Source organism: Crassaminicella indica (assembly GCF_019203185.1).
Classification (GTDB): Bacteria; Bacillota; Clostridia; order Peptostreptococcales; family Thermotaleaceae; genus Crassaminicella; species Crassaminicella indica.
Map to the genome: position 1 here is coordinate 1,105,636 of NZ_CP078093.1, position 17,050 is coordinate 1,122,685.

Consider the following 17,050-nt stretch of genomic DNA (forward strand, 5'->3'; position numbering starts at 1 on the left):
GAAGAATTATTTGAGGTGAAAAATATATGGGGAAAAATAAATTTTATGCTGTTCGAAAAGGACGGCAAACAGGTATATTTATGACATGGGCAGAGTGTGAAAAAGCAGTAAAAGGATACTCTGGTGCAGAGTATAAAAGCTTTTTGAAGTTAGAAGATGCTGAGTTATATATTGAAAATAAAGTAGAAAATAATGTATATAGAACAATTGAGCAATTAAAAGATTTTGAAATGATTGCTTATGTTGATGGAAGTTATGATCCTAAAATAAACTATTATAGTTATGGTGTTATTACTTTCTTTAGAAGTGAAAAAAAATCTTTTTCAGGCAAAGAAAAGATTGAAAAATTACTAGAAATGAGAAACGTAGCGGGGGAGATACAAGGGGCTAGAGTTGCTATGGATTATGCACTTCAAAAAAAAGCTAAAAAGCTTTACTTGTATTATGATTATGAAGGAATAGAAAAGTGGGCAACTTCTGCTTGGGAAGCTAAAAAAGAAGGTACAAAAGAATATAAAAAATATTATGATGAAGTATCAAAAAATTTAGAAGTAATATTTGTAAAAGTAAAAGCTCATTCTGGAGATAAATATAATGAAGAGGTTGATAAATTAGCTAAAAAAGCTTTATATGAGCAGGAATAAGGCAGAATGTTGAGGGCGTTTTGACATATGCTTGCATTTATGATATAATTCAAACGAGGGAAGTAATGGCTATGAGTAGCTCGTGCATGAGGTATAGTATGTGAAAAATAATTCTATTTTTCGTAGACTATATTCGAATGTATCATTTAAAAGTAAAAATAGTCATGAAAACCAGGTGATTAAAGAACTGGGGCTTGTTCAGGATCTATGTGAATAGGTGATGAGCTATACTATCAAGGTGGTATAATGTGAGCAATTATGCGAAACGTAAGCACTCTAACTCTTATCTTAAATGATAAGTTAGAGTGCTTTTTTGTATAAAAAAAGACTAGTAAATTTAGTGTGTTTTGAAAAATTTTAAGATGAAAAAATATAATTTATGAGGAGGAGATTGCAAGAATGAATCAGAATATTCGTAATATTAAGAAATTACACAGCAGAAATTTTCAAAGATTTGGACTGGACATGAATTTATTTGTTTCCATTGCCTCAGCAATTTTGGTTTTAGGGTTTTCAATTTTTACGATTGTTAATCCTAATGGATCAGCAACCATTTTTGATGGGGTAAAAAATTACCTTACAATTCATTTTAATTGGGTTTTTGTATTGACTGTTAATTTTATATTATTGTTTACCATTTTTTTAGGAATATCAGACTTTGGGAAGATTAAATTAGGTGGATCGAAAGCAAAACCTGAATTTTCAAATTTTGCCTGGTATTCTATGCTGTTTAGTGCAGGAATCGGAATCGGAATCTTTTTTTATGGGATTGCAGAACCAATTTATCATATGCAGAACTTACCAAATAGCCTAACAGGGAAAAATCCAATTGTTGATGCTTTTAAAATTATGTATTTACACTGGGGATTTGCTCCATGGGCTATATACTCTCTTTCTGCCATAGGATTAGGCTACTTCGCCTATAATAAGAAATTACCTCTATCTCTAAGAAGTTTATTCTATCCAATATTTAAAGATAAAATCTTTGGACTTTTAGGTGATGTTATCGATACATTAGCTGTATTGGCTGTATTATTTGGATTGGCAACTTCATTAGGTCTAGGAGCTCAACAAATCAATTCAGGACTAAATTACATCTTTGGAATTCCTATGAATGGTACTGTACAAATTGTAATCATTGCTATTATTACATTTATTGCAACTTTATCTGTAGTGAGTGGTGTTTCTAAAGGAATCAAGCTCCTTAGTGAAGCAAACTTTTTCATATCTGGTGCATTTTTATTGTTGATCTTATTGATTGGACCAACAGCTTATATATTCTCAACATATCTTTCAAGTATGGGTGCTTATTTGACAGAGTTTTTTCATATTTCTTTATTTACAGGTGTAGCAGAAGCTGATAAAGTATGGCAGGGTAGCTGGACTATATTTTATTGGGCTTGGTGGGTTTCTTGGACACCCTTTGTAGGTACATTTATTGCTAGAATTTCTAAAGGTCGAAGCATTCGCGAAATAGTATTTGGAACTATTTTCTTTTCTTCGTTTATTATTTTCTTTGCCATGACCATTTTAGGGGCTACCGGTGTATATCTTAATCAAATCCATAACAATGTTATCGTTCAGGCAGTTAACGCTGATATATCCACTGCACTATTTGAAATGATTGCAAACCTTATAAAATCTAACCTTTTACAGAGTATAATTTCTTTTATTGGAATGATGGCAGTAGTACTTTTCTTTGTTACTAGTAGTGATTCAGGTTCATTAGTGGTTGATAATCTTACAAGTGGAGGGAAAATTGATTCTCCTAAAACACAAAGAGTTTTTTGGGCTGTCATGGAAGGGTTCATCGCAGCATCTGTTTTAATGTTAGGGGGAACAAGAGCACTCACTACATTGCAATCGGCTGTCATCGCTACAGGATTACCTTTTAGCATACTCATGCTAATGATGTGTTATTCAATATATGTAGAATTGAAAAAAGAAATGAAAAAACATAAAAACTATCGATTAACACAGTTAAAAACAGAACTAGATAAGATTGCTTAATAAAGGGGCTGTCGGTAAATCATTAAATTGATTAACCGATAGTTTCTTTTATAAAAAAACATGACTATAGTAATCTGTTTGGTAGTTTTTGATTATTATGGTAATGCTTTAAATCTAGTTGCCCATTTTTAAATCTATGATATTTTTGAAATGAATAATTTAGAGACAAAAATAAGGTTTATAATAATAGTATTTAAAAATAAAATTGTAACTGGAATTTTGATGCTAAATCTCTATTAATTCTTTGAAGAATTTGTTTAATGGTAATTTATTTGATATAATTAAATTCTGGAACATTTATATACACCACCTGTTATGTTTTGTGTAGGAACTTAATTATAACAAGGTTTTGTATAAGTATTTTTTTGTTTTATCTCACTGGAAATCTATTGAATTGTTTTACACTATGATAGTATGATTAAGTATCCTTGTAAATTTTTATTTTGTAGATATATTTTATTGTAAACAAGATTTCAAATGAGAAGGATATCTAAGTAGGATACGCTATTTAAGAAGAATCTAATATTAGAGAGTTGATTTTTATGAATGTTGATGTTAGTATTTTATATTTTTTATCTTTGTTAATTTTAATACCTATAGTTTCATATGGTGCATTGATTATATCCAATAATTTTAGGAATAAATTTAATAATAACTATTTAAATTTGATAAATATCATTTGTTATCGTAGGTGTGTTAACTTTAACAAAATATTAATTGTGTCAGATTATGAATCTTATCATAAATATCAAATCTGGAAATTTTATAATCAATACTAATATTTAAAATTATTCACTCTATAAAATACTCAAATAAATATAAAGGAGAGATAATTTTGGATATTATTATAAATATATTTAATATGATCTACGATTTCACTAATGATTATGGGATTGCAATTGTTATATTTACTTTATTGGTAAAATTAATGATGCTACCCTTGACAATCAAACAAAAGAAAGCATTAAAGTTTAGTCAAGAAATATCTATTAAAGTAAGTGCTTTAAAAGAAAAATATTCTGCAAATCAAGAAAAATTGCAGCAAGAAATTACAAAACTATATTTAGAACATAAAGGTATGTCATTTGGGTTTTTATTAATGTTTTTACAAATGCCAATTTTTTATATTTTGTATAGATTATTTTCTACCAATATAATTGATACAGGGACAGTTTTAACCCCTTGGTTATTTACTTTATCAAAACCTGATCCATATTTTATATTACCAATAATCTATATACTTTTACAAATATTACCTAGCTTATTGCAGCATTTTAATGTAATAAAAAACAATGCAATTCCAAAACTAACAATCTCTACGTTCATTACCCCAATTATTGTTGCATTATTAGTTACAGTGAAATTGCCAGCAGGTTTAGGGTTATATTTTGTAACAAATACGATCATTACAAATATCGAACAAATTCTTTTAAAAGTTTAAGCTAAGGCTCTCTATGGGCTTTAGTTTTTTTATTTATCTAAGAAAAAAGAGAAAATAATCAAGGAAGATTGTTTGCATTTGTAGGAAGGTAGTGATATGCTATTATACCTTCAATGCAGATGTTAATGGAGCATTAAATATATTGAAAAAAAGTAGAGTTGTGTGCTTAAATGTACTATATAGTAGAGGCGAAGTGGATACGCCTAAAAGAATAAGGATAGTTTAGACTATCAATCTTCTTTTAAAACTCCCACTTAAACAAAGTAAGTGGGGTGTAGTTCATAGCTAGAATAAAAAATTATGATGAAGGGAACTTTTTTATAATAAACTACGTCTACATAATATAGAAAAACATTTAAGCTGGAAAGGGGAGTAGATTATTTTGAAAAAATTTAATAAAGTCGTATTAATAACATCAATGATTACAGTTGGAGCAATGTCTATAATTGGATCAGCTTCAGAAATTACTAAAAAAATTGAGGCATATATTAATCCAGGAATAAAAGTAACACTAGATGGAGAAAAGCAAATTTTTACTGATGAAGATGGGAAAATATTGCAACCTATAATGTATGAAGGGCGTACATATCTTCCTGTAAGAAATATAGCTGAATTAACAGAAATGAATGTTGTTTGGGATCAAAATACTAAAACAATTATTTTAGAACATAAAGATGTGGACAAAGCTATTGGTAAAATAAAGTTAAAAGAGAATCCTACAACAGGCTACACTTGGAAATATGATATTAAAGATAAAGATATAATTCAAGTGATTTCTGACAATTATGAACAAGGTGAATTACCTGAAGGAGCGAAGAGTATAGTTGGAGAAGGTGGAACGCATACTTGGGTAATTAAAGGATTAAAAGAAGGTGTAACTACAATAAAATTTAGTAAGCAAAGAGAATGGGAAGGAGATAGCTCTGTTGTTGAAGCAAAAGAATTTATTGTAACAGTATTATCTGATTTACAAGTGAGAATAGAAGAGAATAAAAAGGTTTATACAGGTGGAAATAAATATTTTGATGAAACAACAGGTTTTTATAAAATCACTGGGTCAGTAAAAAGCATACGACAAGGAAAAAATGGTATGATTGCTATGGTTGAAGGAGAAGGACAGTATAAACAAATAAAATTCAATATAGGAGAAAAAACTAAAGTTGTTACTATGGAAGGAGATCAACTATCACTTAATGACATAAAAGAAGGTACTAGACTTGAAGTGTTTTATGGACCTAAAATGACAAGAAGTCTACCTCCAATTGCAACTGCTGAAAAGGTTGTTGTTCAAGATACTATTTGCAAAACTGGAGAAGTAAAAAATATTTCTACTACTAAGAAAGGAACTTCAATACAAGTATCGGTTCTTAAAAATTCTATTATTTATCATATAGCAGAAAATACTGAAATAGTAGATGCTTTTGGTAAAAAACTATCTATTAAAGATATAAAAGAAGGTACAAAGATTAAAGCATATAGTGGACTTGCAATGACTATGAGTTTACCACCTCAAACAACTGCTAAGAAAATAGTAATTATTAAATAAAAAACATAATAAATATGAAGATAAAATAGTCAGAAACCATGCTTTCTATATAACATGAGGAAAGCATGGTTTCTATTTAAAGAGATATAATAATCTTAACAATCCTACACGTTTGACTTGAAATAAATAATAATATATGATATTTTATAATCAAGGTGGTATAGACCACTTATCCAATATTGGTTTTAACAAAACAAATTATTGAAATTAAAGTAAAATATGGAAGGAGTTAAACTGAATATGAAATTAGATGATAATAGTCCAATTCCTCTGTATTATCAATTAGAAAACATAATAAGAAAAAGAATTGAAGAAGGTATATATAAGGTGGATGTAAAGATTCCATCAGAGAGAAAGTTAAGCGAAGAATTCAATTTAAGTAGAATGACTATAAGCAAAGCGATCAATAATTTAGTTGAAGAAGGAATTTTATATAGAAAAAGAGGTCAAGGAACCTTTGTTTCTAAAAACAAAGTAGAATTTTTTCCAGGACTTATGGGATTTACTGAAATCATGAAAAAGAAAGGTATGAAGCCTTCAAGTAAAGTATTATCTCAAAATATAATATTACCAGACAAACATTTATGTGAGAAGCTTCAAATTTCAGAAAGTGAAAAAGTTATTTTCATACAAAGATTACGTTTAGCAGATAATGAAATTATTAACTTAGAAAAAGCATATGTTCCCTATTCTTTATGTCCTAAATTACTTGAAGTTGATTTATCTGTTGAATCTATATATAAACTCTTAACTGCTGAAGGATATAAACCTTCAAAAGCAGAGCAAGAGATTCAAGCTATTTTATCGAATGATGAACTTAGTAAGTTTCTACAAATAAATGTTGATGAACCTATTTTAAAGCGTAAAAGAATAACCTATTCAAAAAATACTCCTATAGAATATACGCTTAATTACTATAGAGGAGATATTTACACTATGATTATGACAATAAATAATTAAATATAAGGAGAGTGATGATCATGATAAATAAAAGAGGATTAAAAATAGCTGTAATTGGAGGAGGAAGTAGTTATACTCCTGAAATTATTGAGGGTTTTATTAAGAGACATGATGAATTACCTGTAAAGGATTTATATTTAGTTGATATTGAAGAAGGTAAGGAAAAATTAGAGATTGTAGGAAATCTTGCTAAAAGAATGATTGAAAAAGCTGGAGTGGATATGAATATCTACCTTACTTTGGACAGAAGAGAAGCAATCAAGGATGCTGACTTTGTAACAACTCAATTTAGAGTAGGATTATTAGATGCAAGGATTAGAGATGAAAAAATTCCTTTGAAATATAATTGTATTGGTCAAGAAACTACAGGGGCTGGTGGATTAGCTAAGGCTTTAAGAACTATTCCAGTTATATTGGATATTTGTAAAGATATTGAAGAGCTTTCTCCTAATGCATGGTTAATAAATTTCACAAATCCAAGTGGAATTATTACTGAAGCTGTTCACAAGCATACCAAAGTAAAATGTATTGGGTTATGTAATGTTCCTATACTTATGCATATGTTAAGTGCAGATGTATTAAATGTAAATAAAGATGATATAAGAATGGATTTAGTAGGGCTAAATCATTTGGTTTGGGGTAGAGATGTGATATATAAAGGAGAAAGTAAAATTGATGAGGTTATAAAACATTTAATTGCTGGAAAAGGGTATACGGCTAAGAATATTCCTGATATTGACTGGGGAAAAGAGTTGTTAGAATCTTTAGGTATGCTACCATGCCCGTATCATAGATATTATTATTTAACTGATGTTATGTTAAAAGAAGAGATTGAGACAGCTAAAAAGGAAGGCACTCGTGGAGAAATTGTTAAGAAAGTAGAAAAAGAGTTATTTGAATTATACAAGGATCCAAACTTAAAGGAAAAGCCTAAACAATTAGAAGATCGTGGAGGACAGTATTATTCTGATGCTGCTTGTGAATTGATTAGTGCTATTTATAATGATAAAGGAACTATTCATTATGTGAATATTCAAAATAACGGTACTATAAATTGTATTCCTAATGATTCGGTTATTGAAAGAACTTGCTATGTGGATAAAGAAGGTGCACATCCATTTAATGTTAAACCTTTACCATCTAAAATTAAAGGACTTTTACAGGTAATTAATGAATATGAAGCGTTAGCAGTAGAAGCTGGTGTGTATGGAGATTATGGTACTGCTCTTCAAGCTTTAATCATCCATCCATTAGTAGAAAGTAGTAGTGCTAAATATATATTAGATGATATAATTAAAGAAAATATTGATTATTTACCTCAATTCAAAAAATAGAATAGATTATAATGGAGAATCCTCAACAATTTGTTGGGGATTTTGATTTAGAAATATATAGTGTTAGGATTGTTTTTTTTTCTTAAGAAATCTGTAAGAATTATAGTAGTAAAATTTTAGAAAATATATGCTAATATAGCTATATGAGATATCTCAAAAGGTATAGGAGTGAAATATGCATATGTATAATATATTGGTTGTTGATGATGAAAAAGAAATAACAGATGCTATAGAGGTTTATTTAAAAAACCAAAATTATAATGTTTTTAAAGCATATAATGGAGAAGAAGCTTTAGAAATCTTTGAAAAAGAAGAAATTCACTTGGTGCTTATAGATATTATGATGCCCAAGTTAGATGGTACCAGTGCAACTATTAAAATAAGAGAAAAAAGTACAGTACCTATTATTATGCTTTCTGCAAAGTCAGAGGATATGGATAAAATATGGGGACTTAATATAGGGGCTGATGATTACATTACAAAGCCTTTTAATCCAATGGAATTATTAGCAAGAGTCAATTCTAATATTAGAAGATATACAAGCTATTCAAATGCTAAAGAAGATAAAGATAATGTGATCAAAATAGGAGGGATTGAGTTAAATGATGAAACTAAAGAGATATTAGTAGATGGGGAAGGGGTAAAGGTTACTCCCCTTGAGTATAAGATTCTTTATTTACTTATGAATCATCCCAATAGGGTATTTTCTATAGAAGAGATATACGAAAAAGTGTGGAAAGAACCAGCTTATAACCCAGATACAGTGACAGTTCATATAAGAAGGATTCGAGAAAAAATTGAAATCAATCCGAAGGAACCAAAATATTTGAAGGTGGTGTGGGGAATTGGATACAAATTTGAACAATGATATAAAGGATGAAGAGAGATTTATTAAAGAAAAAGCAAAAAAACAGCAAAATAAATTTAGGACATCAGCTTTTGTGACTGTATTGATGATTTTAATATTTGCAGTAGTTTCAGTAGGGAGTTATGCACCTGTAAAGGAAATTGTATTTAATACAGAAGGGAATACAAAAGCTTATATACAGAGCAATAATTTTATTTATACATTGGCTAATCTAACGAGATATTTAAAAAAATCAAAACTAGAAGGCAAGGACTGGTATAACTATAGATATGAAGAATTAAAAAGCATTAAGTATTATATAAGCAATAAGGATAAAGCAATTAGTATAAGCAACATGTCAGATGTTACAGAAAATGAAGTGCAAGAGCAAATAAATAAAAGTCAGTTTTATATGCATGTGAAAATAGATGAAAATGGAAATCCTAAAATAGAAAGTTCATTAGGAGAAAAATTTAATAAATCTGCATTTATAGATGGATTAAATTTAAGACATGTAAAGAAAATGGAATATGCTAATTTAGATATTTTATATATTGTTCCGAAAAATTTAGACAACTATAACGATATATTTATATATAATATAAAAGATTTTTCTATAATGTCATATTGTATATTAATTTTAGCAATAGGAGCATTAAGCATCATTATTTTAAGTATTATAGCTTTTTCTATACCTTATGATATACAAAGGGAAATACCTATTTGTAGGTTTTTTAATAAAATGTTTTTAGAATTTAAGGGACTATTTTGGCTTGGATTTATTTGCTGTGTTTGTATAGGAGGGATATACTATTTTGATAATAGCCTAGAAGGATGGTCTAAATTTATAGATATCATCTATAGCACTAATGTATATTTTTACCTTATATTAATTCCTATAACCTTTGTATTATACTTACTTATTTATTTAAGTATTGTATATATAAAATATATTTATCATACAGGATTTAAAAAAGGTTTTATTGAAAACAGTATTTTAGGCAAAATATGTATTTACATTTTTAGGAAAATAAAAAAGACATTTCAAGAAATAATAAAGATAGATGTAACGAAGGATATTCATAAAAAACTTATTATAATATTAGGGATCAATTTAATAGCACTATGGATTATTGCACTGTTTGGACCATTCGGAATTGTTTTAGGAGGTATTTATACTCTGTTTTTATTTAAATATTTGTTAAAGCTTATACTTAAGGTAAAGGCTTTAAATGATGCGAGCAAGAAGCTTAGTGAAGGAGATTTTAATATCGCCTTTGAAGAAAATATGGGCATATTTAGTCCTATATGTGAGAATTTAAACAATATTAAAGATGGATTTAAAGTAGCAATTGATAAAGAAATAAAAAGCCAGCAGATGAAAACAGAGCTTATTTCAAATGTTTCTCATGACCTTAAAACTCCACTTACATCTATTATTACTTATATTGATTTATTGAAAAAAGAAGAGATTAAAGATGAAACACAAAAGGAGTATATAAATATCCTTGATAGAAAATCAAAGCGGTTAAAGGCACTTATAGAAGATTTATTTGAGGCAAGCAAGGCGAGTAGTGGGAATATTGACCTTAATTTAGAAAAGTTAGATGTAGTCGCTTTATTTAGGCAAACATTAGGAGAGATGGAAGAAAAAATTAATCAAAGTACACTTCAAATGAAAATGAAGCTACCAGAAAATAAAGTTATTTGTGAACTGGATGGCAGAAGAACCTATAGAGTTTTTGAAAATATTATGAGTAATATCTTAAAATATGCGATGCCTCATTCAAGAGTATATATAGATGCTTTAGAAGATGAAAAAGAAATAAGCTTTATATTCAAAAATATTTCAGCTTATGAAATGAATTTTGATGCAGATGAGATAACAGAGCGTTTTACAAGGGGAGATAAATCTAGAAATACGGAAGGATCAGGACTAGGACTTGCAATTGCAAAAAGTCTTATGGAGCTTCAAAATGGAAATTTATCAATCACTATAGATGGAGATTTGTTTAAATTGATTGTTACATTTCAAAAATCGGAAAATATATAAATAAATCAGAAGATAATAAAGGTAACACAGAGTGTGTTATCTTTATATGTTTATTCGTAAGCGTCAAACTATAGACACATAGGAATACCAAAATTTATAAGAGCTAATACTTCTATAAAAATTATGGAGGTGTTATCTATTTTAAAATTGATAACTAAATCATATGAATGGAAGTAGTCAGTTTGTTTAGAATTATAATATCTATTCAAAAAGATTCCATAAGTAGTTCTATATTGGGTTTTGTTATATAATATAAAAAGTGGAAATTTAAAACAAAGAAAATGGAGGTATACATGAAAAATAAATCTTTTTTAAATGGTGCATTTATTTTAGCTGCAGCTGGTATTATTTCAAAATTTATTGGCTTTTTTTTTAAAGTACCTATAACTAGATTAATTGGTGCTGAAGGGTTAGGTTTATACAATTATCCTTACAATCTTTATAGTGCTATGCTTGCAATATCAATTACAGGTTTACCAGTAGCAATATCCAAGCTTGTTTCAGAAAGAATTGCGCTAAAGCAATATAGAGCTGTCCATAAAGTTTTTAAAGTAGCATTGATTTTGATGAGTTTTGTAGGGATATCTACTTCAGCTGTTCTATTTGTAGGAAGTAAAATTATAGTAAATAAATTTTGGCCTCCAGGAGCATATTATCCACTAATGGGATTAGTATTTGCACCTATATTTGTAGCCTCCATGTCAGTATTTAGGGGGTATTTTCAAGGAATGCAGTTGATGATGCCAACAGCTATTTCACAGATTTTTGAATCTTTTGGAAGATTAATAGTTGGATTAGGGTTAGCTTATTTTTTGGTTAATAAAGGAATACCTTATGCAGCTGGTGGTGCATCATTTGGAGCAACAGCTGGAGCTATATTAGGTTTAATAGTTCTTATCATTTCATATCTCAAAATACATTCTAAATTAAATAAAAATATTCAGAAATATAAAGTGATAGAAAAAGAAGAATCTTCCATATTTATTATAACTAAGATTTTATCAATATCTGTACCTATATCAATTGGTGCTGTAGCTAGTTCAATGATGTCTTTAATCGATTCATTAATGATTAATTCTAGACTTTTAATTGCGGGATTTTCTGTAAAAGAGGCTTCTGTATTATATGGTCAGTTAGGAGCTGCAAATACACTTATAAATTTTCCTCTTACTGTAAGTATTGCTATTGCAGCTAGCATTGTACCTGTAATTTCTGAGGCTAAGGTTCATGAAAATTATTATGAAATACGACAAAAATTAGAAGAAGGAATAAAAATGGGTTTTTACATTGGATTACCAGCAACAATGGGACTTTTTATTTTAGCTGATCCTATTTTAGCCTTTATATTTCCAACAATCAATGGAGGGGGAAAACTACTTCAGTTGCTTGCAGTAGCTTTAGTTTTTATAACATTAAATCAAATATTAACAGGAGCTTTACAAGGATTTGGAAAGGTTATGATTCCAGTAAAAAATCTTTTTTTAGGTTCAGTAGTCAAGGTTATAGTAAGTTATTTTTTAACCATTCAACCTGCATATAATATAAAAGGTGCAGCTATAGGAACAATAACAGGGTACATTATCGCTTTATTATTGAACTATAAAGATATTAAAAAATATACTAAGATTAAACTTAAAGTCAATGATATTTTTATAAAACCTATAGTGTCTGTAATAGGTATGTCACTTGCCGTATTCTATACATTTAACTATTGGAGTGGAGTACTTAATAGTAATAATATAGCTACTTTAATATCTATATTAGCAGGGGCTATTGTATATGGTACGATACTTCTTTGTGTTGGAGGTATAAAGATAAAGGATGTTTTAATGATTTTTAATAGGAAATAGAAATGATTTTTTAATTATTAAGGAGCTTGACCGTTTTGGAAGAAATGCTGTTGAAATATAGAAAGAATTATCAAAGTTGAAAGATACAGGAGTTAAGGTAATAATCTTAGATATGCCCTACTTAAATAGCTTCTCAAATGACGATGGATTTAATGGTACAAGATATAATGCTTACGGTGTACTCTTATATGGCTCAGATGGAACGAGAAAAAATCTCTCAAAGGGTTGGAATGGCTGTCGCAAAATCGAAAGGGAAACAAATTGGGCGAAAAAAGTTTACAGAGAAAGATTTGCCAAAATGCTTTGAAAAGAACTATTTTTTTATATTCTGAGACAACTTCTTGTTGATTTCAGTTTCAATTTGATCATTTGCTTCTTTACATATCTTATTTAGATCTCTAAAAAAAGTTTCTGTGACTTTTGGAAATACAATATTTCTAGGTAACAAATTATTGTCATCATAATAATCTAAAAAATAAATAACGTCATTTTCTTTAGCTAAATTAGTTATTTTTCTTATAGTTTTTGACTGTTCACTAAATAAAGATATATTTTTTTCTTTGAGTAAATATTCTAGATTTTTTAAATATCTACCAACTTCATATATTGTAATATTTGACGTTCCAAATTTAGGATTTAAAAGATCATATTTAGAAAGTGCAATATTTGTTCTAAATATTTTGTCTTTCAAATACTCAATCTTTTTTTCTATTTTGTTGAGCTTGTTTATTTCTAACTCATTTTTTGAAAGTAATATATTATCTAAATCTTCAAGTGTATCAATTATAATATATAAAATACCAGTAAAATTATATTTTATAAATCTGTTAGTGTCTTTTGTTTTTTGTATTAAATTATTTGTAAAAAAAATATTTAAGAAAATAGAACAAAGTAAAATACAAATTAATAACCTATTATTTTTCATAGAGACTCCTTTCGTGTAATATAGAATAATCCAAAGTTTTATTGTTTGGCATACTATTAATAGTATACTAAGCATTAGTTTAACATGTAATTATTATCTAATTATAACATAAATGTATTCCATTTATTAACAAATATTCTCTTTCAGATGGCAGATGTAGCTTTAAATAATCCTGATGGAATAATAAAAGAAGTCCTATTTCCCATTGTTAGTGAAAAAACTTTAAGTGCTTTGATTAAAGAATTTAAAAATACTGGTTCTGCATATCGTAAAAAAGTATATACAGTTATGAGATCTTTATATGGTAGACATTATCGGCGTATGGTTCCTGAGATATTAAATACATTGGATTTTTTTCGGTGTGATTTTCGCCGCAATTAATTTGAAATATAGTATATGTAAGTATCAATTGGTGAATAATAAAGGTGAAATCATATCAAACTTTGTTTTAAAATTAACAAATAAAAAATGTTAAAATATAAACAAACAAAAACCTTGTAAAATAAATTTTTTAAGCTAAAAAACGAGTGAAATGCATTAAATAAAGCACAAAACGCAAAAACAAATGGTCAGAATGGAAATAAAATGAAAAAATAATACTTGAACGATATAAAACTTTGTGATAATATTAACATATAATTTAAATCAAATAATTTTTCAGATAAAAAATATTAGAAAAATAGACTAGAAACAAAAGTTTTTGATTCTAAAAAGCAAAAAATATATTTTTTTTAAAAAATAATGTTAAAAAATTAACAAATCGATCCGATAAGATTGGATTGGTAAATAAAAAATATTTTAATAGAAAGAGGGTTTTTATATGTTAGTGACAACTACAAAGGAACTAATGAAAAAATTAAAAGAGATTAAGGAAGCTCAGAGGAAATTTGCTAATTACTCTCAAGAGCAGGTTGATGAAATATTCAGACAAGCGGCTATGGCAGCAAATAATGCAAGAATAAAGCTTGCAAAAATGGCAGTAGAAGAAACTGGAATGGGTATTGTAGAAGATAAGGTTATTAAGAACCATTTTGCTTCAGAATATATTTACAATAAATATAAAGAAGAAAAAACTTGTGGTGTTATTGAGCGCGACCACGCTTTTGGGATTACAAAGGTTGCAGAGCCAATTGGTGTTGTGGCAGCTATTGTACCTACTACCAATCCAACCTCTACAGCTATATTTAAAGCGCTTATTGCTTTAAAAACTAGAAATGGAATTATATTTTCACCACATCCAAGAGCTAAAAAATCAACTATTGCCGCTGCAAAAATTGTTCTAGAAGCAGCAGTAAATGCTGGAGCACCAAAGGGAATTATAGGATGGATTGATGAGCCTTCTGTAGAGCTTTCACAATGTGTAATGAAAGAAGCAGATATGATTTTAGCTACTGGTGGACCAGGAATGGTTAAAGCTGCATATTCATCAGGAAAACCAGCTATAGGGGTAGGTGCAGGAAATACACCTGCGATTATAGATGAAACTGCTCATATAAAAATGGCAGTAAACTCAATTCTTCTTTCAAAAAGCTTTGATAATGGTGTGATCTGTGCTTCAGAACAATCTGTTTTAGTAATGGAAGAAGTATATGAGAAGGTGAAGAAGGAGTTTATAGAAAGAGGTGCTTATTTATTAAAAGAAGATGAAATTGATAAAGTAAGAAAGGTTATATTGATAAATGGTTCGCTTAATGCAAAGATTGTTGGCCAACCAGCTTATCAGATAGCTAAGATGGCAGGAATCAAAGTGCCAGAAGCTACAAAGGTTTTAATAGGAGAGGTTGAATCTGTAGAGCTTGAAGAACCATTTTCTCATGAAAAACTATCTCCTGTTCTTGCAATGTATAAGGTGAAAAGCTTTGATGAAGCTCTTGAAAAAGCAGCAAGACTTGTAGAATTAGGTGGTTTTGGTCATACTTCTGTATTATATACAGATCAAGTTCAATCGCAGGACAGAATAGAAAGATTTGGTGCAGCTATGAAAACAGGAAGAACGATTATAAATATGCCTTCTTCTCAAGGTGCTATAGGAGATATTTATAATTTTAAGTTAGCTCCTTCACTAACTCTTGGCTGTGGTTCATGGGGAGGAAATTCTGTATCAGAAAATGTTGGGGTAAAGCATCTTCTAAACATTAAAAACGTGGCTGAGAGGAGAGAAAATATGCTTTGGTTTAGAGTTCCTGAGAAAATTTATTTTAAATATGGATGTCTTGGGGTTGCGTTAAAAGAATTGAAGGATATGGGCAAAAAGAAGGCATTTATTGTAACTGATAAGGTGCTTTACGATTTAGGATTTGTTGATGAAATTACAAGGGCATTAGATGAAATAAAAATTGATTATAAAGTATTTTCTGATGTGCAGCCAGATCCAACATTAGCTACTGCTAAAAAAGGTGCAGAGGAAATGAAAAGCTTTAAGCCAGATACAATCATTGCGTTAGGTGGAGGCTCTCCTATGGATGCTGCTAAGATTATGTGGGTAATGTATGAACATCCAAAAGTGAGATTTGAAGATTTAGCGATGAGATTTATGGATATAAGAAAAAGAGTATATAGATTCCCTAAAATGGGTGAAAAAGCTATGATGGTAGCTATACCTACTTCAGCAGGTACAGGATCAGAGGTTACTCCTTTTGCAGTTATAACAGATGAAAAAACAGGTGTGAAGTATCCACTAGCTGATTATGAGTTAACGCCAGATATGGCTATAGTAGATGCAGAATTGATGATGAACATGCCAAAAGGACTTACAGCAGCTTCAGGAATTGATGCTTTGACACATGCTTTAGAAGCTTATGTTTCAGTACTTGCTTCAGAATATACGAATGGATTAGCTTTAGAAGCTATCAGATTAATATTTAAATATCTGCCACAAGCTTATGAAGAAGGTTCAAAAAATATAAAAGCTAGAGAAAAGATGGCTCACGCTTCAGCTATGGCAGGGATGGCTTTTGCGAATGCTTTCTTAGGAGTATGTCATTCAATGGCTCATAAATTAGGAGCTATGCATCATATTGCACATGGTGTAGCTAATGGATTATTGATAAGTGAAGTGATTAGATTTAATGCAGTAGATAATCCAAGAAAGCAAGCTGCATTTCCACAATATAAATATCCAAATGCAAAATGGAGATATGCTAGAATAGCTGATTATCTAAATTTAGGTGGAAATACAGATGAAGAAAAGGTAGCATTATTGATCAAGGCTATTGATGAATTAAAATCTAAGGTGAATTTACCAAAGACAATTAGTGAAGCAGGAGTTTCTAAACACAAATTCTATGCTACTTTAGATGAAATGAGTGAGCAAGCTTTTGATGATCAATGTACAGGAGCTAATCCAAGATATCCATTGATTAGTGAGATAAAGCAAATGTATATAAATGTTTTTGAAGGATCAAAAAAAGAAGACAAAAAATAATCTCCAGTTGTCTGGA

General features: G+C 29.0%; 11 protein-coding genes and 1 pseudogene. 11 read left to right on the forward strand and 1 reads right to left on the reverse strand.

The genetic code is table 11. The features are described 5' to 3' along the window. The first annotated feature begins 26 nt into the window (after positions 1 to 26). The 9 genes from KVH43_RS05245 to KVH43_RS05285 all read left to right on the forward strand — a co-directional run bounded on the left by KVH43_RS05245 (position 27) and on the right by KVH43_RS05285 (position 12,685). On the forward strand, positions 27 to 644 hold the full coding sequence (locus KVH43_RS05245; RefSeq protein WP_218283798.1) for a ribonuclease H1 domain-containing protein: 618 nt from the start codon (positions 27 to 29) through the stop codon (positions 642 to 644). Positions 645 to 1,043: 399 nt separating this feature from the next. Continuing rightward, positions 1,044 to 2,654: a BCCT family transporter gene (locus KVH43_RS05250; protein WP_218283799.1), complete on the forward strand. Its 1,611-nt coding sequence runs from the start codon at positions 1,044 to 1,046 to the stop codon at positions 2,652 to 2,654. Positions 2,655 to 3,489: 835 nt separating this feature from the next. Continuing rightward, positions 3,490 to 4,095 carry a YidC/Oxa1 family membrane protein insertase gene (locus KVH43_RS05255; protein WP_218283800.1) on the forward strand — a complete coding sequence of 202 codons (606 nt, stop codon included), beginning with the start codon at positions 3,490 to 3,492 and terminating at the stop codon, positions 4,093 to 4,095. Positions 4,096 to 4,477: 382 nt separating this feature from the next. Continuing rightward, the gene (locus tag KVH43_RS05260) at positions 4,478 to 5,641 is read left to right on the forward strand and encodes a protease inhibitor I42 family protein (protein ID WP_218283801.1); all 1,164 of its coding nucleotides are present in this window, start codon (positions 4,478 to 4,480) and stop codon (positions 5,639 to 5,641) included. Positions 5,642 to 5,881: 240 nt separating this feature from the next. Beyond that, positions 5,882 to 6,601, forward strand: coding sequence for a GntR family transcriptional regulator (locus tag KVH43_RS05265; protein WP_218283802.1), 720 nt, complete (start codon positions 5,882 to 5,884; stop codon positions 6,599 to 6,601). 20 nt (positions 6,602 to 6,621) lie between these two features. Continuing rightward, positions 6,622 to 7,935, forward strand: coding sequence for a 6-phospho-beta-glucosidase (locus KVH43_RS05270; RefSeq protein ID WP_218283803.1), 1,314 nt, complete (start codon positions 6,622 to 6,624; stop codon positions 7,933 to 7,935). A 175-nt stretch (positions 7,936 to 8,110) separates the two neighbouring features. Further along, positions 8,111 to 8,803, forward strand: a complete 693-nt coding sequence (locus KVH43_RS05275) for a response regulator transcription factor (protein WP_218283804.1) — start codon at positions 8,111 to 8,113, stop codon at positions 8,801 to 8,803. Further along, positions 8,781 to 10,835 carry a sensor histidine kinase gene (locus KVH43_RS05280; protein WP_255547821.1) on the forward strand — a complete coding sequence of 685 codons (2,055 nt, stop codon included), beginning with the start codon at positions 8,781 to 8,783 and terminating at the stop codon, positions 10,833 to 10,835. The genes KVH43_RS05275 and KVH43_RS05280 overlap by 23 nt, the downstream gene beginning before the upstream one ends. A 293-nt stretch (positions 10,836 to 11,128) precedes the next feature. After that, positions 11,129 to 12,685, forward strand: a complete 1,557-nt coding sequence (locus KVH43_RS05285) for a putative polysaccharide biosynthesis protein (RefSeq protein ID WP_218283805.1) — start codon at positions 11,129 to 11,131, stop codon at positions 12,683 to 12,685. A 313-nt stretch (positions 12,686 to 12,998) separates the two neighbouring features. On the opposite strand, the gene KVH43_RS05290 is transcribed toward KVH43_RS05285, so the two are convergent. Then, positions 12,999 to 13,610, reverse strand: a complete 612-nt coding sequence (locus KVH43_RS05290; protein ID WP_218283806.1) for a hypothetical protein — start codon at positions 13,608 to 13,610, stop codon at positions 12,999 to 13,001. A gap of 129 nt (positions 13,611 to 13,739) precedes the next feature. Between KVH43_RS05290 and KVH43_RS13220 the strand changes: the two are divergent. Together KVH43_RS13220 and adhE are read left to right on the forward strand one after the other, a co-directional pair. Then, positions 13,740 to 13,964 (forward strand): annotated as a pseudogene (locus tag KVH43_RS13220) (hypothetical protein); the annotation flags it as partial. Between the two features lie 466 nt (positions 13,965 to 14,430). Further along, positions 14,431 to 17,034, forward strand: coding sequence for a bifunctional acetaldehyde-CoA/alcohol dehydrogenase (gene adhE, locus KVH43_RS05295; RefSeq protein ID WP_218283807.1), 2,604 nt, complete (start codon positions 14,431 to 14,433; stop codon positions 17,032 to 17,034). Positions 17,035 to 17,050: the final 16 nt, after the last annotated feature.

Coding starts and splice junctions, on each gene's coding strand:
- KVH43_RS05245 (WP_218283798.1), top strand. CDS start 27: ATGGGGAAAAATAAATTTTATGCTGTTCGAAAAGGACGGCAAACAGGT.
- KVH43_RS05250 (WP_218283799.1), top strand. CDS start 1,044: ATGAATCAGAATATTCGTAATATTAAGAAATTACACAGCAGAAATTTT.
- KVH43_RS05265 (WP_218283802.1), top strand. CDS start 5,882: ATGAAATTAGATGATAATAGTCCAATTCCTCTGTATTATCAATTAGAA.
- KVH43_RS05270 (WP_218283803.1), top strand. CDS start 6,622: ATGATAAATAAAAGAGGATTAAAAATAGCTGTAATTGGAGGAGGAAGT.
- KVH43_RS05275 (WP_218283804.1), top strand. CDS start 8,111: ATGCATATGTATAATATATTGGTTGTTGATGATGAAAAAGAAATAACA.
- KVH43_RS05285 (WP_218283805.1), top strand. CDS start 11,129: ATGAAAAATAAATCTTTTTTAAATGGTGCATTTATTTTAGCTGCAGCT.
- KVH43_RS05290 (WP_218283806.1), bottom strand. CDS start 13,610: ATGAAAAATAATAGGTTATTAATTTGTATTTTACTTTGTTCTATTTTC.
- adhE (WP_218283807.1), top strand. CDS start 14,431: ATGTTAGTGACAACTACAAAGGAACTAATGAAAAAATTAAAAGAGATT.